General features: G+C 46.4%; 18 protein-coding genes. 8 read left to right on the top strand and 10 right to left on the bottom strand.

All coding sequences use genetic code 11. The features are described 5' to 3' along the window. The first annotated feature begins 138 nt into the window (after positions 1-138). The 6 genes from mtaB (at position 139) to AC5EF3_RS10600 (ending at position 7,151) form a co-directional block, all read left to right on the top strand. Positions 139-1,491, top strand: coding sequence for a tRNA (N(6)-L-threonylcarbamoyladenosine(37)-C(2))-methylthiotransferase MtaB (mtaB, locus tag AC5EF3_RS10625; protein ID WP_493548034.1), 1,353 nt, complete (start codon positions 139-141; stop codon positions 1,489-1,491). Further along, positions 1,488-3,272, top strand: coding sequence for a signal recognition particle-docking protein FtsY (ftsY, locus tag AC5EF3_RS10620; protein WP_493548033.1), 1,785 nt, complete (start codon positions 1,488-1,490; stop codon positions 3,270-3,272). Before mtaB ends, ftsY begins: the two co-directional genes overlap by 4 nt. Next, positions 3,272-4,135 carry an EamA family transporter gene (locus AC5EF3_RS10615; protein WP_493548032.1) on the top strand — a complete coding sequence of 288 codons (864 nt, stop codon included), beginning with the start codon at positions 3,272-3,274 and terminating at the stop codon, positions 4,133-4,135. The genes ftsY and AC5EF3_RS10615 overlap by 1 nt, the downstream gene beginning before the upstream one ends. A gap of 83 nt (positions 4,136-4,218) precedes the next feature. After that, complete coding sequence (locus AC5EF3_RS10610; protein WP_493548031.1) at positions 4,219-5,664, top strand: lipopolysaccharide biosynthesis protein; 1,446 nt, start codon at positions 4,219-4,221, stop codon at positions 5,662-5,664. 83 nt (positions 5,665-5,747) lie between these two features. Then, entirely contained in the window at positions 5,748-6,431 is a 684-nt protein-coding gene (locus tag AC5EF3_RS10605; protein WP_493548030.1) for an inner membrane-spanning protein YciB, read from the top strand. Positions 6,432-6,596: 165 nt separating this feature from the next. Then, a complete protein-coding gene (locus AC5EF3_RS10600) occupies positions 6,597-7,151 on the top strand; it encodes a MarR family winged helix-turn-helix transcriptional regulator (protein WP_012777958.1) in 555 nt (184 codons plus the stop codon). A gap of 43 nt (positions 7,152-7,194) precedes the next feature. Here AC5EF3_RS10600 and AC5EF3_RS10595 read toward each other — a convergent pair whose 3' ends face one another. The 5 genes from AC5EF3_RS10595 to ccmA are packed head-to-tail and all read right to left on the bottom strand — an operon-like array spanning position 7,195 to position 9,990. Continuing rightward, entirely contained in the window at positions 7,195-7,725 is a 531-nt protein-coding gene (locus AC5EF3_RS10595) for a DsbE family thiol:disulfide interchange protein (RefSeq protein WP_493548029.1), read from the bottom strand. Beyond that, complete coding sequence (locus AC5EF3_RS10590; protein ID WP_012777956.1) at positions 7,722-7,862, bottom strand: heme exporter protein CcmD; 141 nt, start codon at positions 7,860-7,862, stop codon at positions 7,722-7,724. Before AC5EF3_RS10590 ends, AC5EF3_RS10595 begins: the two co-directional genes overlap by 4 nt. Then, on the bottom strand, positions 7,862-8,632 hold the full coding sequence (locus tag AC5EF3_RS10585) for a heme ABC transporter permease (protein ID WP_493548028.1): 771 nt from the start codon (positions 8,630-8,632) through the stop codon (positions 7,862-7,864). Before AC5EF3_RS10585 ends, AC5EF3_RS10590 begins: the two co-directional genes overlap by 1 nt. 15 nt (positions 8,633-8,647) lie before the next feature. After that, positions 8,648-9,337 carry a heme exporter protein CcmB gene (ccmB, locus tag AC5EF3_RS10580; protein WP_012777954.1) on the bottom strand — a complete coding sequence of 230 codons (690 nt, stop codon included), beginning with the start codon at positions 9,335-9,337 and terminating at the stop codon, positions 8,648-8,650. Further along, entirely contained in the window at positions 9,334-9,990 is a 657-nt protein-coding gene (gene ccmA / locus AC5EF3_RS10575; protein ID WP_493548027.1) for a heme ABC exporter ATP-binding protein CcmA, read from the bottom strand. Before ccmA ends, ccmB begins: the two co-directional genes overlap by 4 nt. A gap of 144 nt (positions 9,991-10,134) precedes the next feature. Here ccmA and acnA point away from each other — a divergent pair, with 144 nt between their 5' ends. Continuing rightward, complete coding sequence (gene acnA, locus AC5EF3_RS10570; protein WP_493548026.1) at positions 10,135-12,813, top strand: aconitate hydratase AcnA; 2,679 nt, start codon at positions 10,135-10,137, stop codon at positions 12,811-12,813. 152 nt (positions 12,814-12,965) lie between these two features. Continuing rightward, positions 12,966-13,721, top strand: a complete 756-nt coding sequence (locus tag AC5EF3_RS10565; protein WP_493548025.1) for a DUF1223 domain-containing protein — start codon at positions 12,966-12,968, stop codon at positions 13,719-13,721. A gap of 1 nt (position 13,722) precedes the next feature. Here the strand turns inward: AC5EF3_RS10565 and AC5EF3_RS10560 are convergent, their stop codons facing one another. The 5 genes from AC5EF3_RS10560 to AC5EF3_RS10540 form a co-directional block, all read right to left on the bottom strand. Then, positions 13,723-14,739, bottom strand: coding sequence for a DUF4340 domain-containing protein (locus AC5EF3_RS10560; protein ID WP_012777950.1), 1,017 nt, complete (start codon positions 14,737-14,739; stop codon positions 13,723-13,725). Beyond that, the gene (locus AC5EF3_RS10555; RefSeq protein WP_493548024.1) at positions 14,739-16,625 is read right to left on the bottom strand and encodes a Gldg family protein; all 1,887 of its coding nucleotides are present in this window, start codon (positions 16,623-16,625) and stop codon (positions 14,739-14,741) included. The genes AC5EF3_RS10560 and AC5EF3_RS10555 overlap by 1 nt, the downstream gene beginning before the upstream one ends. A 3-nt stretch (positions 16,626-16,628) precedes the next feature. Beyond that, positions 16,629-17,435, bottom strand: a complete 807-nt coding sequence (locus tag AC5EF3_RS10550; protein ID WP_493548023.1) for an ABC transporter permease subunit — start codon at positions 17,433-17,435, stop codon at positions 16,629-16,631. Further along, positions 17,432-18,178 (bottom strand): ABC transporter ATP-binding protein, encoded by a 747-nt coding sequence (locus AC5EF3_RS10545; protein ID WP_012777947.1) that lies wholly within the window; start codon positions 18,176-18,178, stop codon positions 17,432-17,434. Before AC5EF3_RS10545 ends, AC5EF3_RS10550 begins: the two co-directional genes overlap by 4 nt. Before the next feature lie 533 nt (positions 18,179-18,711). Next, on the bottom strand, positions 18,712-19,446 hold the full coding sequence (locus tag AC5EF3_RS10540; RefSeq protein WP_493548022.1) for a Bax inhibitor-1/YccA family protein: 735 nt from the start codon (positions 19,444-19,446) through the stop codon (positions 18,712-18,714). Between the last annotated feature and the right edge of the window lie 179 nt (positions 19,447-19,625).

Below are 19,625 nucleotides of genomic sequence, written 5' to 3'. Positions count from 1 at the left end.
CTTTTAATTAAACACCAATATTTCGCTTTTCTGGATCTGACCCGCCACCATGTTCAGCCCCCAAAGAGAGTTTCCACCTATCTATATCTATGCCACTCCCCCTTGCAAAATCCCGCATTGACGCGCATTTAGGGGCCAATGACTGAGACAAGCTCCTCTTCCGACACAAATATAAATGTCAATTTGTCTAATCCTGCCTCATCTCCTGATGAAAAGCAGACACAAGAAGCAAATGGCGTTGATATTTTAACCCTTGGCTGCCGCCTCAACTCCTATGAGAGTGAGGTGATGCGCAATCATGCCTCGGATGCAGGTTTGAATGATGCCATTATCGTCAATACATGCGCAGTCACAAATGAAGCGGTTCGCCAAGCACGCCAGACAATCCGGCGTGCGCGCAAAGATCGTCCTGACACCCCCATTATCGTCACCGGTTGCGCCGCTCAAGTAGATCCTGACATGTTTGCCAACATGCCCGAAGTCACGCGCGTCATCGGTAATAATGAAAAAATGCAGGCAGAGACATTCCAGCCTGCAAATTTACTCAATGAAACAGCGCCTAAAGCCGTCGTAAACGACATCATGTCGGTTACGGAAACAGCGGGGCATATGGTTGATGGATTAGAAGGTCGCGCCCGCGCATTTGTGCAGGTTCAAACTGGCTGTGATCATCGCTGCACTTTCTGCATTATTCCCTATGGGCGCGGAAATTCGCGCTCTGTCCCTGCCGGAGAAGTTGTGGACCAAGTCAGACAACTTGTCGCCAAGGGCCATTATGAAGTCGTTTTAACAGGTGTTGATCTCACATCATGGGGAGCAGACCTTCCCAATGCGCCAAACCTTGGAAATCTTGTCGCGCGTATTTTAAAGCTAGCGCCAGACCTGAAACAACTCCGCCTTTCTTCTATTGATGCCATTGAAATAGACGATCAACTCTTTGATCTGATTGCCCATGACAAACGCATCGCACCGCATCTTCACCTGTCCTTCCAGTCCGGCGACAATATGATATTGAAGCGGATGAAACGACGCCATTCCCGCGAAGATGCCATCAATCTTTGCCAACGCTTGCGCGCTGCAAGACCAGAAATTTCTTTTGGTGCCGATTTGATTGCAGGTTTTCCAACTGAAACTGACGAGATGTTTGCCAATACAATGGCATGTGTCGATGAATGCGGATTAGACTATCTGCATGTTTTCCCTTATTCAGCGCGCCCGGGCACACCAGCCGCGAGAATTCCGCAATTGAATGGTGAAATCATTAAAGATCGCGCCGCTCAACTTCGCGACAAAGGTCAGGAACGTCTCCTGCTGAGACTTGACCGCCATGTCGGAACAACCCAAGACGCTTTAGTTGAAATGGGAGGCCGTGCGCGCCTACCTGATTTTGCACCCATTCGGATAGAAGGGGATGCGCCCAAACCTGGTAGTGTGGTCACTTTAGACATTCACTCACGCGATGACAAAGACTTAATAGGACGTTTGCTATGATCCTCTGGTTCGGTAAGAAAAAGAAAAAAGCGGACAATGGCGAGACGCCAATCGAACCCAACCCGCCTCAAGACGCGGGGATTGAAGCTGAAGTCGCGCCGACTCCCGCGATTGAAACAGCTGAAGATGTCCTCAATATTCTTGCAGAAGAAAAAGCAAACGAGAAAAAAGGCCTGTTTGGCGGCTTATTCGGTTCCAAGAAAAAAGAGGAAGAAGACGCTGCAATTGATGCTGAAGTCAAAGCTGATGTCGAAAACTATTTCAAAGACCCTTATGATGAAGACGCTATTGTTTCTGACGCACCTTTCAGAGACGATGATGATTTTGAACCAAACAAAACGCCATATAATACAGAACAATCTGTACCATCAAGTTTAGAGCCCACTTCATCAGAAACACAAGAAACCGAATCATCATCAGATTCCGATGATAAAAACACAGTTTTTTCAGATACTTCAGACACGGAACTATCTGTACCTTTAAAAGAACCGACCGATGAGAGCCCATCTTTATCCGAAAACACCTCCCTGCTGGATGCAGAACCAGAAACAGTAGCCGAAGCAACGATTGATGATGCTCCCGAAGCAGTAGAAACACCATCTGAAACTGAAAAGCCCGACATAGCCATCTCTGAAGATGAAACCAAAGCAGCAATAACGCTCGCTGAGGACACATTTGAAGAAGATACACCCGCTTATGACATCACTGAAAACCCAAAGGACGGCTCAGATAGTGCTGATAATACGGAAGCCTCCTCAACATTAGACGTCACGCCTGATCTGCCTGTTGCCACACCACCTGAAGCGCCAACGCAGGACGATATCAGCCCTATGGCTGAAACAAAAAAGCCCGGCTTTTTTGCGCGAATGACACAAGGTCTTCAACGCTCTTCCTCCAAACTTGCCGACGGCATCTCTTCTGTTTTCACCAAGAAAAAACTTGATGATGACACACTCGAAGAATTGGAAGATTTGCTTATTTCATCTGATCTGGGTGCAAGCGTGGCCATGCGTGTGTGTGATAACATTCGCAAGGATCGTTTCGATAAAGAAGTCACCGACGAAGAAATCAAACAAGCCCTCGCCCAAGAAATCACAAACGTCCTCAAACCACGTGAGGAAATCCTCGATTTATCCGACGGCCCCTCTCCGCGCGTTGTGCTTTTTGTTGGCGTCAACGGATCTGGTAAAACAACAACCATCGGAAAAATAGCCAGTAAATTATCCGCGCAAGGCGCAAACATATTGCTTGCCGCCGGCGATACATTCCGCGCCGCTGCAGTCGAGCAATTAAAGGTTTGGGCCGAGCGCGCAAATGCTGGATTCCTGTCTCGCCCAGATGGCGCAGACTCTGCTGGACTAGCCTATGACGCGGTTAAACAAGCAACCACAGAAAATCGAGACTTAGTCCTCATTGATACAGCAGGAAGACTGCAAAATCGCACAGAACTTATGGACGAACTTGCCAAAGTCGTGAGAGCAATTCGTAAGATTGAACCCACTGCACCACACGAAGTCATCCTCGTGCTTGATGCAACAGTGGGTCAAAACGCACTGTCTCAAGTCGAAGCCTTCAAACACACTGCCGGCGTCACAGGCCTCGTTATGACAAAACTGGATGGAACAGCCAAAGGGGGTGTTCTGGTGGCAATTGCCGACAAGCATGCCCTACCCATCCACTTTGTTGGTATTGGGGAAAAGGCCGAAGATCTTCACCCGTTCTCAGCATCAGCATTTGCCAATGCTCTTGTCGGCCTTAGCGATGACGTGACGAAGCAATAGTGTCAGAAACGCTTTTTGCAATCTGTCTTGGCATTGGTGCCGCAATCACACTTGCTATAGCGAATGCCTCCGTAAAAGCATCTGGTGATGTCTTAATGTCGCGCGCGACAATGTCAGCTTCAGCTATGCTGATTGTTCTACCATTTGCCTTCATTGTGCCACTGCCCAATAAAGAAACTTGGATGATCCTTGCGATTTCCATACCCGCACATGCGCTTTATCAAACAACATTAATCCGTGCCCTGACACGCGGCGACCTTTCGCTAGTCTTCCCTATAATGCGAGGCGGCGCCCCCTTAATCACAGCAATTGCAGCCTATTTCATACTCCAAGACAGCTATACGCCCCTCTCAATCGCAGGCCTAATTCTCGCAAGTGCTGCGACAATCATTTTTGCACTCCCCACAAGCCAAATGACATCTGAAGATCCAAAGCGCAGAAAAGCAGCCCTTATATGGGCTGTCGCATGCAGTGGCTGCATCGCTTTATACAATGTCATAGACGCTCAGGGCGTACGCGCTGCACCATCACCATTCACATTTATTGTCTGGCTGTTCTTGCTGGATGCCATCCTAATCACAACTGCCACCATATGGGTCCGCAAGGGCAGCTACATTACTAGCTTCAAGCAAAAATGGCGCTTTGGCGCAGTTGCCGGTGCCTCCGCTGTATTTTCGTTTGGTATGACGCTATACGCTTTTAGCTTCGCCAATGTCACTTTTGTATCCGCATTGAGAGAAACATCTGTTGTATTCGCGGCGATCATCGGTTGGAGAATGCTTAAAGAAGGCTCAGGACTTAGGCGTTTGTTCGCTGCAATTGCATTGGTTACAGGACTCATTCTTTTTCAAGTCGGCAGCTAAGAAAGATTGTATTTACAAGTCTCTTTCTATAGCCAGTCTAACGAGACACTTAGAATAGACAGTTTTAGGAACAAATATAACAGATGATCTGGCGTCACCTATTTGGCTACCTTCCTGTAAATGTCATACAAGGCCTTGTCTCTTTTGGTGCCGTCTATGCCTTCACACGCCTTTTAGGTGATGATGGATATGGAAGCTATGCACTTGTCCTCACCATCATGTCAGCATCTCACACCACGACTCTGACTTGGACAGAAGCAGCCGCATATCGCTTTGCTGGTGAGGCCCAATCCAAAGGTGGTATGAATGACCATATTCGTACATCTATATATCTAGCGCTTTTCAGTCTCATCCCAGCCTTATTAATTGTGGCTTGCGGTTGGATGGCCTCCGAGAATAACCCTAATATGCAGGCTGCAATCATCTGGCTTGCCTTGTCGATGCCGTGCCTTTCTATCATCCAGATGAGTTTAGAAATACATAAAGCCCGCCAGCAAGTTTCAAGATTTGCGAAAATAAGCATCGCTCATGCTCTGACTGGCTTTTGTGGCGGGCTTTACTTTGCTTCCCAAACCGATGCAGGTGCAGCAGCGCCTTTCATGGGCCTTGCTCTCAGCGGGGTCATATTTGCCAGCGTGCAGGGGCTTTTCCTCTGGAAAGAGTCAAAAGGCGGCTCATTTCAAATGGTTCGCGCCAAGCGATATTTTGCTTATGGAATGCCCCTCGCCCTCGCACTTTTGTTGGAGATAGCCTTAAGCGCGAGTGACCGTTTTCTCATCGCGTACTTCATTGATAACGCCGCCGTGGGAGCCTATGCCGCCGGATATGGCGTATCAGATCAATCTATTCGTTTACTCTGCATGTGGGGCGCTATGGCCGGTGCACCGCTACTTATGGAAAGCTATGAAAAACATGGACTAAACGGTATTGAAGAACCGGGCAAAGCAATGATCCGCATGTTAATGCTAATAGCATTTCCTGCGGCGACTGGTTTGGCAATGGTTGCTGAACCTTTAGCTCAATTCATGATTGGTGAAGAATTACGCGATCAAGCAAAACATACCATTCCGTGGATCGCTTTGGCCGGATTGATGAATGGATTGGTCATTTATTATTTCTCAGAATCCTTCCAACTTGCCCGAAAAACAGCCCTCCGTGCGAGCCTAATGCTGATCCCCGCCATATTGAATGTCATCCTCAATATTATCCTATTACCAAAAATGGGTTTGATGGGAGCCGTTTATGCAACTGTAGTCTGCTATGGCGTCGCTTTGATCATCATTATGGGCGTCGGCAGGCGTTTCATTCCGCTTCCAGTTCCGATGAAAGACATAGTATTAATCGCAATCGCCTGCGCTGGAATGGCTGGTATAGTCTATATTCTGCCGCAAATAGGTGGTTTTCCTGAATTGATGTTAAAAGCAATTGTTGGCGGAATCATCTATGGCGTACTCGCTATCGTTTTAAACGCAGCAGGTGCCAAAGACCTCATCAAAGCATTGAAAGACCGGAAAAACGCAACACAATAAATTGAACCATATTCCAGTGATCATCGTAAAAATAAAACTGACGAATAGTGACACGCGACTTCAACAAGGCCATATCAACATCCATGACAGATTCAGAAACAACTAACGCCGCTCCCCTCACCCCAGCAAATGCTGAAGCAGAGGTGCCAAAGAAAAAAGCCACCTCCATATGGCGGGAACTTGGCCCCGTCCTTTTCTTTGTTGTTGTTTATAATGTTGCGCGAAAATTCCCCGATGATGGCAGCCTTTTCTCAAAAGAAACCGCAATCTATTGGAGTACAGGTTCTTTCATGGTGGCTATCCTAGCCGTTATTGGCTGGACGATTTTCAAGAAAGAAAAAATTTCCCCAATGCTCATCGTCACAGGTGTCATCGTGACTGTGTTTGGTGGCCTAACGATTTTTCTACAAAGCCCTGAGTTTGCGTATTACAAACCAACCATCATCAATTTATTATTTGCCGGATTGATTTTTGGTGGTTTGGCGATGGGTAAGAATGTATGGAAAATCGCATTCCAGCATGCATTTAACCTACCAGATTATGCGTGGAAGACATTCGCCATACGTTGGGGGTTTTTCTACATCTTTCTTGCGATACTCAATGAAGTATTGTGGAGAACGCAGTCAGAGGATTTCTGGGCAAACGCAAAACTGTTTCTAGTCATGCCTGCCACTTTCATATTCATGCTCGCCAATATGCCTTATCTCGTCAAACACTCCCATGACGATATTATGGGAACAAGAGACAAGGCCGAAAATAGCAATTGATTTGAGCTCTTTTTCTAGACTAGACGCGTGAATTCTGCGCTTTCTTTTGCCTATTCTAGTAAAAGTGACACGAAACCTTCATTTGCCTAAACTGCATTGAATATGTAGTCAGACAACGGATGAAAGAAATTTCATTTTACCTGATCTTTCAGAACGGTGAGGCCGATGTCTGCAGAAGAAGTGAAAGCTGAAGAAGATTCAACGTTCAAACTCAGTGAGTCACCGGCGCACTTATTGCGTCGTTCTCAACAATTAGCCACTGAAATATTCACAGATCTGGGTATGGCCGACAATGTCACGCTTCGCCAATCTGTTGTGCTGGCTGCTGTCGCTGAAAAAGAAGGCTTAAGCCAGTCTGACCTCGTGAATGCAACAGGAATAGACCGTTCAACACTTGCAGACATGATAGCGCGCATGGAAACACGCGGCCTTGTCACGCGGGTTGCAGCCGAAGGTGATGCGCGCGCCAAGTCTGTGTCTCTGACGACGCTTGGACGGGAAGCCTTAGACGAAGCAATGCCTGCCATGCAAACCGTTGATAAAGCACTGCTTCACTCACTTCCCAAAAATAAACGCAAAGCTTTTTTGTCCATCCTGACCCTGCTAGCGGGCGCGGCTGATGATGATTTTGATCTGGCGGAAGTTATGGGAAAACGCAAAAAATCGAAGAAAAAGAAGTCAAAAAAAAAGACTTCCGGCAAGTCAGGCAAGAAGAAATAGAATACTTAATGACGCAAACCAGTGCTTTGCTACCTGAGAAGACCTACTGAATTGCTTCTCTTAATGTCTGATATTGCGCGATAAATTCGTCCGCTTCTTCTCTGCTCAATGGCCCCCTGTGCTGACGCACAATCATTCCATCGCCATCAATAAGAAATGTTTCAGGGACAGCGTTTACACCAAGGTCCAGCCCCGCCATTCCATCATTATCCAAAGCCACGACCGAAAACGGATTACCATCAACCTCAAGCATTGTTTGAATAGCGTCCGGATCATCTTTATAGGCAATCCCTACAATGGATACCTGTTTAGACATTTCCATAAGATAAGGATGCTCTAACTTACAAGGCAAACACCAAGTGGCCCACAAATTCACGATGACCGGTTTGCCAAGTTCATCCGCCAATCGAAATTCTGATTGATCCAAGGTGGTTAAAACTATCTCTGGTGCAGGACGGTTTTTGCCTTTGAATAGATCAGATTTTGGTTCGCCAACTTGCCCTAACTTGACCACGGACAAAACTGCCAAAACAAGCAGCAAAACAATCGGCAATATATAGATTGCACGTTTCATTGCGTCTCTTCCGCCTTTAAACGTGCATGACGCGACTTAGCCTTTGCTAAGCGAACCACAACAAACAAACTAACAAGCCCCAGCAAACTCAGAGCAATACTGTAGGAAGCCCACACAAATGGCGCATACTTATCCATTATTCTTCCTCATTTGCATATCGACGTTGAATCAACGCTTCAGAGCGACGCGCATAAATCTCAGCGCGCATATTCATTATCGTTAAAGCCCCAAACAATAATCCATATCCAACAAGAACAATTAGCAATGGACTTAAAAATGGTTCAGGCAATTCAGAATGAATAATCTCAGAAGGTTTGGTCAATTTCTCTGTCCAGTCATCTGATAATCGAATGGATGCTTTTTGATGCAATGTCGTCCACCAATTCACGGACCATTTGATAATTGGCAAATTAACAGCGCCGACGAGACATAAAATTGCCGCCGCTCGCGCCGCCTTTTGCTGTGTCTCAAACGCCGACCAGATAGCGATATATCCAAGATATAAAAAGAACAGCACCAATACTGATGTTAAGCGTGCATCCCATTCCCACCATGTATTCCAAATCGGCTTGCCCCATAAACTCCCCGTTATCAGGCATATAGCGGTAAACACAGCCCCAATTGGCGCGGCAGATTTTCCTGCGATATCAGCAAGCGCATGTTTCCAAATCAAGGATGATAAACTCGCACCCGCCATAAATGTATATGCGCCCATACACATCATCGCTGCAGGCACGTGAATGAACATGATACGCGCAGCATCACCTTGGCGATAATCTGCTGGCGCAACAAACAAACCATTATAGACGCCAACGCCTAATGCTATAATGGCAAGTGCCAACATAATCGGACCAACGAGACGCGTCGTTTCCATAAATTTGTGCGGATTAGCAAATGTAGAAATCATAAATCGTACTTATCCCTAATCTAACGCAGTTTTCAATGCGGCACCGGCAGCAAATGGCCCCAATGCAATCGCCGCCAATGCACATGCTCCACAGAGCGCCATTGCACTTGTCCAATCACGTCCATCAGCTACCGCATAGAGCGTTGATGCACCAAATATTGTCGCTGGTGCATAGAGTGGCAATGCGACAAGTGCGATAAGCAGACCACCTCGCCTCACACCTGCTGTTAAAGCAGCTCCAATTGATCCAATAAAGAAAAACGCTAGCCCACCTAGAATGGATACCCCCAAGACATGCAAGGCAGCATTTCCTGGCCCTTGCAACATCACCCACAACAAAGGCGCAATCAGCGCGAGCGGTAAACCTGAGGCCATCCAGTGCGCCATAGTTTTAGCGAGCGCAACTCCCGTCATGCTGACACCAGAAGACGCCACGACATCAAGTGTCCCATCTTCCAGATCTGCTTGAAAAAGTCGCTCCATCGGAAGCAAACTCGCCAAAGCCAATGAAATAAACAAAACACCCGGCCCTGCCGCTCTCAATAAATCAGCAGCCGGTCCTAACGCTAATGGTGTTAGCGTGGCAGCACCCGCATAAAAACCAACCGGCAAAGCGGCACCACCGCCACCTGACCACGCCAATCGCAACTCTCTAAAGAATAAGGGGAGCAAAACCGCCGAAGTCATTTTCTCTGTTTGATTCATATTAGATCATCCAGAAGCTGATTGGCTTTAAATTCCGCTTTTGACGGCGCGCAAATATTGATGGTCCGCGCGTTTTTAAAACCCTCGCCATGCATCGCTGCGATAACAGAGCCGCCTTTTTGGGTGTGCGCTTCTATCATCTCCAAAACGATATCTTGGCCTTTTGTATCCAGAGCTGCGAGGGGTTCATCCAACAACCAAACAGGTCGATAACTGACAAGTAGCCGTGCAAGTGAAAGCCGCCGCCTTTGACCAGCCGATAATCCGCGCCCCGGTACATCTCTACGCTTCCATAAACCAACTCTTTCAAGTGCCGGCCTCACTTTAGAAACATCTTCACCAAAAAATTTGGTCCAAAACACTATCTGCGCCTCGACACTCTCTTGCGCTTTAATACCATCCTGATGCCCAAGGAAATGCACTGGGTAGAAAGACGGATTTTGTGATGATGAATCCCCAATAGAATAATCAATACTACCAGAATCTGGACGGGTTAAACCCGCCAAAATACGAAGCAAAGTCGATTTCCCTGAACCATTTTCACCTCGTAATTCAAGAATTTCACCAGCAACTACCGAAAATGATAAATCGTAAAAAAGTGTCCGATAGCCTCTGGTAGCGCCCACTTTGCAAACGGTTATCAACTTCTCCATTTTTTTTCTACCATTCCTATAAAGTCACAGCTTCACGAATTGCGATAATCTGTTTGCTAGGCTAACAAAAACATACACTATACGGACGGGGGTTAAAAATCACCCGCGACCCTTTCACCTCATTGTCTGGAAGGATTACTATAAATGCCATCACTAGATAGCTTTAAATCTCGCCGCGAACTTGATGTAAACGGCAAAAAATATGTTTATTATAGTTTACCTGCCGCCTCCGAGAACGGTCTTGGAGACGTATCAAAACTTCCTGTTTCTCTAAAAGTATTGTTGGAAAACCTACTTCGTAACGAAGATGGGACAACTGTTAAAGCAGAAGACATCAAAGCCTTTGCAGCTTGGTTAGACGATAAAGGTTCTGCAAACCACGAAATAGCATACCGACCCGCGCGCGTGTTGATGCAAGATTTCACTGGTGTGCCGGCAGTTGTTGATCTCGCTGCTATGCGTGACGCCGCCAAAATGCTTGGCTCAGAAGCCACTGCGATCAACCCTCAAGTTCCTGTTGATCTTGTAATCGATCACTCAGTTATGGTTGACTATTTTAGCACGCCAGAAGCTTTTGATCAAAACGTTGCCCGCGAATATGAACGCAATAAAGAGCGTTATGAATTCCTCAAATGGGGTCAGTTTGCATTTGAAAACTTCCGCGCCGTGCCCCCCGGCACTGGTATTTGTCATCAGGTAAACCTTGAATACCTTGCCAAATCCGTATGGACGAAGAACGAAGATGGCGTTGATATAGCTTACCCTGATACATGTGTTGGTACGGATTCCCACACCACAATGGTCAATGCACTCTCTGTGCTTGGTTGGGGTGTTGGTGGTATCGAAGCTGAGGCAGCCATGCTTGGCCAGCCCGTTTCTATGCTCATTCCTGAAGTCATTGGATTTAAACTTTCCGGTTCACTTCCAGAAGGCACAACAGCCACAGATCTTGTGTTAACAGTGGTTGAAATGCTTCGCGCCAAAGGCGTTGTCGGTAAGTTTGTTGAATTCTTTGGGCCAGGCCTCTCCAATTTGTCATTGGAAGATGAAGCAACAATTGCAAACATGGCTCCAGAATATGGTGCCACATGTGGTTTCTTCCCAGTCGATGCTGAAACACTAACATACCTAGACACCACTGGCCGCGAACATGACCAAATCGCACTTGTAGAAGCTTACACAAAAGCGCAAGGCATGTTCCGCACAGACCTTGAACCGAGTTTCACAGACACACTTGAACTTGATATCTCGACAGTGCGTCCGTCTATTTCTGGGCCGAAACGTCCACAAGACCGCATAGCGCTTGATGAAGCTGCAGACTCATTTGCGATCACTCTTGGAAAAGAGTTTGGCGAAGTTGATGCAGATGCTCAAAAACGGGCTAAGGTTGAAGGCGAAGAATACTCAATCGGTCATGGTGATGTTGTGATTGCTGCGATCACATCTTGTACGAACACCTCCAACCCATCAGTTCTTGTTGCTGCTGGATTAGTTGCACGCAAAGCAATTGAAAGAGGCTTACAAGTTCAGCCTTGGGTCAAACCTTCTCTTGCACCGGGGTCACAAGTTGTCACCGATTACCTGAAAAAAGCCGACCTCCAAAAAGACCTTGATGCCCTTGGCTTCAACCTTGTTGGCTATGGTTGTACCACTTGTATCGGAAATTCAGGGCCATTGCCGAAGAAAATCTCTGACGCGATCCAATCTAAAAACCTTGTGGCAACATCCGTCCTATCGGGAAACCGTAACTTTGAGGGGCGCATCAATCCAGATGTACGTGCAAACTACCTAGCATCTCCGCCTTTGGTTGTCGCTTATGCATTGGCTGGTTCCATGAATGTTGACATCACCAGAGACCCGATCGGATATGACGACGATAATGAGCCCATCTATCTAAAAGACATCTGGCCAAGCTCAAAAGAAATCGCAGAAACAGTCCGCTCTTGTGTGACCGCGCAAATGTTTGAAAAGCGTTATGGCGACGTGTTCAAAGGCGATGAGCACTGGCAGGCTGTTGAAGTCTCTGGGAGCGACACATATAGCTGGCCGGAATCCACTTACGTTGCAAACCCTCCCTATTTTGAGGGCATGACAATGACACCTGAAGCTCCAGGTGATGTTATAAATGCTCGCATTATGGGACTATTTGGTGGCTCAATCACCACGGACCACATATCTCCAGCAGGTAACATCAAAGCCGATAGTCCAGCTGGGCGCTACCTTGCAGAAAAAGGTGTCCCCGTCACAGAGTTTAACTCTTATGGCGCGCGCCGTGGTAATCACGATGTGATGATGCGTGGGACATTTGCCAATATTCGTATCAAAAACCAGATGTTACCGGGCACTGAAGGCGGTGTGACAAAGCACTTCCCATCCGGCGAGCAGATGGATATTTATGACGCTTGTATGAGATACAAAGAAGAAAACGTTCCACTGGTTGTCTTTGCGGGTGAACTTTACGGAACAGGATCTTCGCGTGACTGGGCAGCAAAAGGGACGCTCCTTCTTGGTGTGCGTGCTGTATGTGCTTCATCGTTTGAGCGTATTCACCGCTCCAACCTGATCGGTATGGGTGTACTCCCACTGCAAATGCCAGAAGGCCAAGGTTGGGCTGATCTTGGTATGACAGGCGATGAAATCGTAACAATTGAAAACGTAGCCAACATCACGCCACGTGGAAATATTGCGGTAAACATTAAATTTGCTGACGGAACCGAGAAAACAGTCGATGCACTAATCCGCATAGATACTGAAAACGAGCTAGAATACTTCCGTAATGGCGGTATCCTTCACTATGTTCTTAGAAACTTGGCAGAGACCTAATAATATATCGCACTTGCGTAAATATTAAATATAGTTTTAAAGCCTCTTCTAACGTTAGAAGGGGCTTTTTTTCTAAACATAGAGTAGCTTTCACCATTCACTCACATAGTCTTGATTAGCGTGTGCGGAAACTTTGTTGTATATAATGGATCATGAAAATACTTTCCCTTCTTCCCATCTCCTTTTTGAGTTCGTTTTTATTGCTATCTGCCCCTAGCTATGCGCAAAATCTCAGCGCCCCAGAAGCGCAAAATAAAAACCCAACTCATTCCACATCTTTGCAGCCATTTGTTGAATTATACACCAGTCAAGCATGTCCAAGATGCCCCAAAGCCAATGAACAATTTGCCGAATTCGCTGGTACAAATGACGTCATAGCTGTGACTTTCCCTGTTGGTATTTGGGACTTTATGGGGTGGAAAGATTCATTCGCTAAAAAAGCTTTTTCAAACCGTCATGAAGCGATGAATGTTCAACTTGGCAGACGCGGACCTTACACACCTCAAACGATTTTTAACGGCACAAAGCATTGTTCTGCTGTAAAAGAAAAGAACATGGAACGCCGACTTGATGAAGTTGCAAACACGCCTAACCCAATGTCCATTCAATATAATGGCAACCAATTAAGCGTAGCAGGAAACAAATCCGAGTTGGAAATATGGGTCGTCGATTTTATACCGGGAAAAACCTATGCGACCCCAACTTCGGGTCAAAATTCCAACAAAACTATGGTCTATCATAACCGCGTCACCGATCTTGTTTCAGCAGGGACATTACCCGCCAATGGCGGCAAGTTGAATGCACACTGTATTGAAAGCTGCGCGATAATTTTCCAACACCCCAATCATGGTGAAGTATTGGGTGCCATAACATATCCAGATAATTCTGGTTTTGAAAACAACACCTAAGCTAAGGCGCGACCGCGATATCTTCTATCGGGGTCGTCATAATATTGAAATCCATACGTGAAATTTCAAAAGCCCAACCAGCAACTTTGCTTTCTATCTCATCCAATTGAGCAATCGTTTCATCTCTTTCAACCTGAAGAGACTCAGAGAAAACAACCCAGTATTTATTGTTTCCTTTGAAAAGCTCAGCTTCGATAACTAGCCCTAAATGGGTAATAGTGCGATGAACCGCGACCAATTCTCCTTCCATCATCTCACGCGGCACAGCATCAAGTGGCGAAAACCGTGACAAAGCCAATGCAGGTGGATTTGGTGCAAAGTCAGAAATCAACAATGCTTCTTCAAATGGTTTATCGAGTTCAAATCGCCCCGGTGCATCAAATCGAACACGCAACGCATATCCAGTACCGTCTGGAAACTCTATTTCAGCCTTAGCGATATCTTCTGGACCAATTTGCAAAACATCTAGATCCAACCAACGAGCAGGGTTTTGCAATGGCGGAAAAACACTCGCCGCGACAGCCCAAGTCTGATCTTCTTGAGGTTTACGAATATAAGCAGATCCGTTTTTAAAACCGACCACCATATCTACTAATAAATTGCCATCAATGTCAGAAACTTGCATCAATGCGCCTGTGCCGTCTTTAAATGGATCTCCCAAACCAAGGCGATCAAACTTTTTAGGGTCAACTGTCATCTGACGACTAAAAGTCATAGATGCTAAAGCTTCAGATAGATCAGCAATGGATTCAATGCGGATGGGATAGCGGCCACGTTCTTCCAAATACCATTCCTGCCCTTCCCGTTTTAAATGATACTCACCATCTTGTGTCGTCACCTTTATTTCTTCAGCAGCGGTGACATCTGCTTCAAATTTAGGAAGCACAACTTCGCCAATCTTATCGTGCTGCTTAGAATTACCAAAATTAACGCCTGAAATAATCCCCAGAGCAATTGCTGTAAGCGCAGCCAACCCCGTACCTGCCAGCAAATGAGTGCGTTTTTTTGCATTTGCCATTAGCGACTTCTTCCCTTGCTACGGTTTCGCCATCCAACCACGAGGAAACCGATCAAAATGATAGCAGCTGGCGGCAGCCAAACATTGAACAGCACCAATCTACCTGACAGCAAATCAATATCTGCTCTAAATTCACGTTCCACTTCTCGTAAGCGCTGGCGAATTTCGATAGCCTCGCCTCTAAATCGCGTTAATTCTTCAGCTTCAGCCTGATCTACCTCATCAAAATCACCACTATGAGAAAGCAATCCGCCTCCGGCACCCGCAGCGCGCAACTCATTCAAACGCGCTTCTGTTTGCTTTAAACGAAGCTGTAGAATTTCCTGCTCCTCATACAAGCGTTCCCGCGCTTCATCCCGCATTTTATTAACACGCGTCATCGGGCGCGCAGAAGGTGCGCGTGATCGAAGATTAACAAGCGCATCAGAACCAGAAAGATTATCCAGTGCGTTCATGACAAACACCGCATTGTCGGCAACCGGCGCGCCGCCATTGGGGCTCACATAAAAAGTGTCATCGAAAATATCCGTGTCAGAAATAAGAATAATATCAACAGATTGGACAGATTTTTCTAAATGTGGGTGTTGAGTTTCTGGATCATTTGCCAATGCCGCCAGCACAGGGTCTTTAGGTATCACCAAAGGCGGGATATCATCGGTAAAGCGACTGGTTAATTCGCCCGTCAACCGACCAATAAGCGGCTGAGAGACACCTAAGGCAGCGTAATTATTGAGAAGCTCTCTTGGCGTAACTTCCTTGCCCGCAATCTGCGTACCAATCATCATCGCTTCTGGCGTCGTCCACACCAATGGCACGAAGTCCGCTCCAGGTTCAGGCGTCACACTGAGAGCACCCGCCGCACCAAAATTAATAGCCCTCGTCAAATCAGCTGTAATAGGATCATCACCCGACATTTGGACACGTGGCGGCGCAATGAATAGTGGCTGTACTTCAACAAATCTTCGACCATCTTCGATCCGCTCAACCGGCAATCCAAGCTGTTTATCAATAACGACCTCGTCAATTGGCGCTAACCCTAGCATTCCTTCTACGCGCCCCAATGAAGACGACACTTGCGCCCGTCTGCCGCGTGCAGCTACCGAAGCTTTTGAAGTGGGGTCCAGTGCTATAATAGCGCGTCCAATGCGCAATATGCCCTGCTCGATCAAATATTGCTGACGCGGTGATAATTTGGGAGGGTGCACGATCATCAAGGCATCAAGATCATTGGGCAATGCCACAAAATCGGGTGCAATCTGCACAATCTCAAAACTGCGCGCCAGTTCTCGCAATACATAATAATCAGATTGCGATTGGCCAGTTCCTGCCATGTCGATAAGGCTTGTCAAAATACCAATACGTGGCGGTGCAGGATCATCAAGCTGGGAAATAAGTTTCACCAAATCATATTCCAGCAAAGCTTCGCGCTCCGGCGCAAGATATGGAATGACAATTTGATCATCCACAGAATTTCGGCCAACGATTGCCAGATAAAGCGGATCGCCTGATTCAGTCGGTGTTGATTGTACACCTGCATCAATAATGCGCTCTTCTTCATCAGAAAAAGCTTCTGGATCTATCTCTTTGATAATTACATCGCCGCCAGAACGCGCAGATATCTCAGCAAGCAATTCGCGCACACGCGCACCATACGCTCGAATAGCCGGATAATCAGCTGCGAGACGTCTTGAATACACAAATTGAAGCTCAACAGGTTCCGCCAGTGAAGAAGCAACTTTTTTTGCAGCATCAGAGAGTGTGTATAAATCATTTTCCGTCATATCGGCGCGTATGCCAGACAACCAGTTTTGCGAGGCAATGTTCAACCCGCCAAATATGACGACGGCGAATGCGCTCAAGGCAATAGTAAACTGCTTCGTGTTCATGTCTTATCCAGCCCTCCGGCTTGATATCCACAGCGTGTTTAATGTGAGCCAAAGGACGATGAATCCGGCATAGAAAAACAAAGCCCTAATTTCCAATACACCGCGTTGAGCCGCCTCAAAATGCGTCAGAAATGAAAAGCTTCTCGCACCTTCAGCCACACCAGCACCCAACAAATCCGATAGGCCAGACGCAACAAGTGGCAATCCCATAACAGTAAATATGAAGCCAATCGTCACTGCCAACACAAAAGCAACTACCTGATTACCCGCCAAAGCCGATAATGCAGAGCTTAATGCAACATATCCACCCGCCATCATGAAGCTCATCAAATAGGCCAACAAGATCGCAGTATTATCGGGAGATCCAAGATAATTGACAGAAATCCACATAGGAAACGTCAAAACCAAAGCCACACCGGCAACTGTCCAAGCTGCTAAAAATTTACCAACCGTCAGCGCCCAAACAGGCGCAGGCAGTGTCAGCAATAATTCCAATGTACCGGACCGAATTTCCTCAGCCCACAACCTCATTGTGACTGCTGGTAGAAAGACCAAATAAAGCCATGGATGGAAAAAGAAAAACGGTGCTAAATCGGCTCTATTGGTATCAAAAAACCGACCAATTTCAAATGTAAAAGCGCCCAGTGACAATAGAAAAACAGCAATAAATACATAGGCCAAAGGCGTGAAGAAATAAGCTCGTAATTCTCGCGCAAACACAGATGTTATCGCCGCAATGGCAGCGCGGCGACGTGAGCCTGAACTCATGCGCGAATGTATATCAGATGATGTGAAGGATAGATCATTCATGAGCGAACACTCTCCTCATGTGTGAGAAGCGTAAAAGCATCTTCCAAATTATGCGCAACCGAATTTTCAACAAGTCCGGCGGGCGTATCATCCGCAACGATCTTTCCCGCATCAATGACAAGCGCGCGCGAACACATAGCTTGAACCTCATCAAGCTGGTGTGTTGAAATCAAAATAGCTTTATCTTTGGACATTCTCGCAATTAGTGACCGCACAGCCCGTTTCTGATTAGGGTCAAGGCCATCTGTTGGTTCATCCAACACCAATACTGGCGGATCGTGAATAATCGCACCAGCCAAACCAACTCGGCGTTTATACCCTTTAGATAGTGTATCAATCGAGCGATCTATCACGCTTTCAATACGTGCATCATTAATCACACGGTCTAGCGCCCAGCGTGTTTGAGATGCAGATAAGCCATGCGTACCCGCCAGAAACTGCAAAAATCCGCGTGCTGTTAAGTCGCCATAAAGCGGCGCGCCTTCAGCCAGATAACCCAAAGCAATTTGCGCGTTTTCACGTTCATTACAAATTGATGCGCCCGCGATAAATGCATCACCGCTATCGGGTTCCAAATAACCGGATATCATCCGCATCGTCGTTGATTTTCCTGCACCATTGGGACCAAGAAAGGCAACCACCTCTCCTTGTTGTACGGTAAAGGAAACGCCTCTCACTGCGTGCTTTTTGCTCGCGCCCACGCCATAAGCTTTTGCCAGACGATCAATCTTCAACAAGTTCAAAAGATAGTCTCCGATCTTCACGCTCAACCATAATCGAGTCTTTAGACTATAGACTGATAGCCTGCGTCGCGCATTAAGCAAAGAAGTCACTGCATTTCAATTTTTTATATATATCACACTCGCAAGACTCAATGGTGTGACATTAGCGTAAACAATTCAAATTTTGTGGGAAAGCGTCAGACAAACTTGGAACGATTGGCCGCGGGGGGCTGGGGGGCTGTTGGGTCCGAAGCCGTTTACTTCTCAGCTTGTCTGACATGGTTAATGTGGGGTGAATCACCCGATTTGAAAAGGGGGAGAGTGTAAAAAAACGAGTAAAAAATTGTTTATTAGGTTAAATCATCTTCATGGTTATTAACGCAGCTTTGATCAGATACTGTATTTACCACGAAGTTAACGAAGATCATCTTTGCGACGACCTTAAACCTAATCAGGCATAAAACTGATTCGACGCTCAAACAAAAAGCCAGTTCCAATAAAAAAAGCCCCTATCTTGCGATAAGGGCTTTCTCAAATTCGTTAGGCTTAAAGACTTAATCGTCGCCGCCGCCCATCAATGCCAGAATAAACTGGAACAAGTTGATGAAGTTCAAATACAGGCTCAATGCACCATAGTTTGTCGCAACTGCCATAGAGCGCGAATCTCCACCTAGCGCGTAATATGTGTGCTTCAAGCGTTGTGTGTCATATGCTGTTAGACCTGAAAAGATTAGCACACCACCAACAGAGATAATAAAGCTCATCATAGATGACTGCATGAACATGTTGACGATAGAAGCGATAATAATACCGATCAGACCCATGATCAGGAATGTACCAAAACCTGAAAGATCTTTCTTTGTTGTGTATCCAAACAAGCTAAGACCACCAAAAGCTGTCGCTGTTACGAAAAACGCTTTCGCAATAGTGGTGAAACCATCAGGAATGCCGGCATAACGGTAAACCAACGCACCCATGCCCATACCAAGAAGTGCAACAACAGACCAGTAAACGACTGCTGTTCCTGTTGGAGATGGATTTTTCATCATGAAAGATGAACCAAACAGAATAGCCAGAGGCCCAAAAGCCACGACATAATATAATGGTGTGCCTAACACGACAGCTGTTACAGCCGGCACTGTTCCAACGACCATTGCCAAAACAGCAGAAATAACAAGGCCGAGTGCCATTTTGTTGTATATGCCCAGCATGAAGCTTCGTAGGCCCGCATCAACGGACATATCAGCTGCGCCAGCACCTGCATTTTGTGAATATGGAAAGTTCGACATTAAACACCTTTTGTCTATGTTGAAGAGGCTATAGATAAGCAATTAAAGACTAATATAGGATAGAATGTGGCGTTTTTCCAGACAAATCCACAATTATCACGCAAAATTGCGTTCCTCACTTTAAATTATATTTGAAACTCATCTTACACCTGCTAGAAACTTAAGATTAGTTAAGCAAA

Source organism: Hirschia sp., assembly GCF_058892565.1.
Note: the sequence above shows the minus strand (reverse complement) of the source record. Positions and strands in the feature narration are given on the sequence as shown.

Bases quoted from the DNA above. Each gene is read 5' to 3' on its own strand.
- AC5EF3_RS10600 (WP_012777958.1), top strand. From the start codon at position 6,597: ATGTCTGCAGAAGAAGTGAAAGCTGAAGAAGATTCAACGTTCAAACTC.
- AC5EF3_RS10550 (WP_493548023.1), bottom strand. From the start codon at position 17,435: ATGAATGATCTATCCTTCACATCATCTGATATACATTCGCGCATGAGT.
- AC5EF3_RS10555 (WP_493548024.1), bottom strand. From the start codon at position 16,625: ATGAACACGAAGCAGTTTACTATTGCCTTGAGCGCATTCGCCGTCGTC.
- acnA (WP_493548026.1), top strand. From the start codon at position 10,135: ATGCCATCACTAGATAGCTTTAAATCTCGCCGCGAACTTGATGTAAAC.
- mtaB (WP_493548034.1), top strand. From the start codon at position 139: ATGACTGAGACAAGCTCCTCTTCCGACACAAATATAAATGTCAATTTG.
- AC5EF3_RS10590 (WP_012777956.1), bottom strand. From the start codon at position 7,862: ATGGATAAGTATGCGCCATTTGTGTGGGCTTCCTACAGTATTGCTCTG.
- ccmA (WP_493548027.1), bottom strand. From the start codon at position 9,990: ATGGAGAAGTTGATAACCGTTTGCAAAGTGGGCGCTACCAGAGGCTAT.
- AC5EF3_RS10565 (WP_493548025.1), top strand. From the start codon at position 12,966: ATGAAAATACTTTCCCTTCTTCCCATCTCCTTTTTGAGTTCGTTTTTA.
- AC5EF3_RS10585 (WP_493548028.1), bottom strand. From the start codon at position 8,632: ATGATTTCTACATTTGCTAATCCGCACAAATTTATGGAAACGACGCGT.
- AC5EF3_RS10595 (WP_493548029.1), bottom strand. From the start codon at position 7,725: ATGAAACGTGCAATCTATATATTGCCGATTGTTTTGCTGCTTGTTTTG.
- AC5EF3_RS10540 (WP_493548022.1), bottom strand. From the start codon at position 19,446: ATGTCGAACTTTCCATATTCACAAAATGCAGGTGCTGGCGCAGCTGAT.
- AC5EF3_RS10605 (WP_493548030.1), top strand. From the start codon at position 5,748: ATGACAGATTCAGAAACAACTAACGCCGCTCCCCTCACCCCAGCAAAT.
- ftsY (WP_493548033.1), top strand. From the start codon at position 1,488: ATGATCCTCTGGTTCGGTAAGAAAAAGAAAAAAGCGGACAATGGCGAG.
- AC5EF3_RS10610 (WP_493548031.1), top strand. From the start codon at position 4,219: ATGATCTGGCGTCACCTATTTGGCTACCTTCCTGTAAATGTCATACAA.
- ccmB (WP_012777954.1), bottom strand. From the start codon at position 9,337: ATGAATCAAACAGAGAAAATGACTTCGGCGGTTTTGCTCCCCTTATTC.
- AC5EF3_RS10560 (WP_012777950.1), bottom strand. From the start codon at position 14,739: ATGGCAAATGCAAAAAAACGCACTCATTTGCTGGCAGGTACGGGGTTG.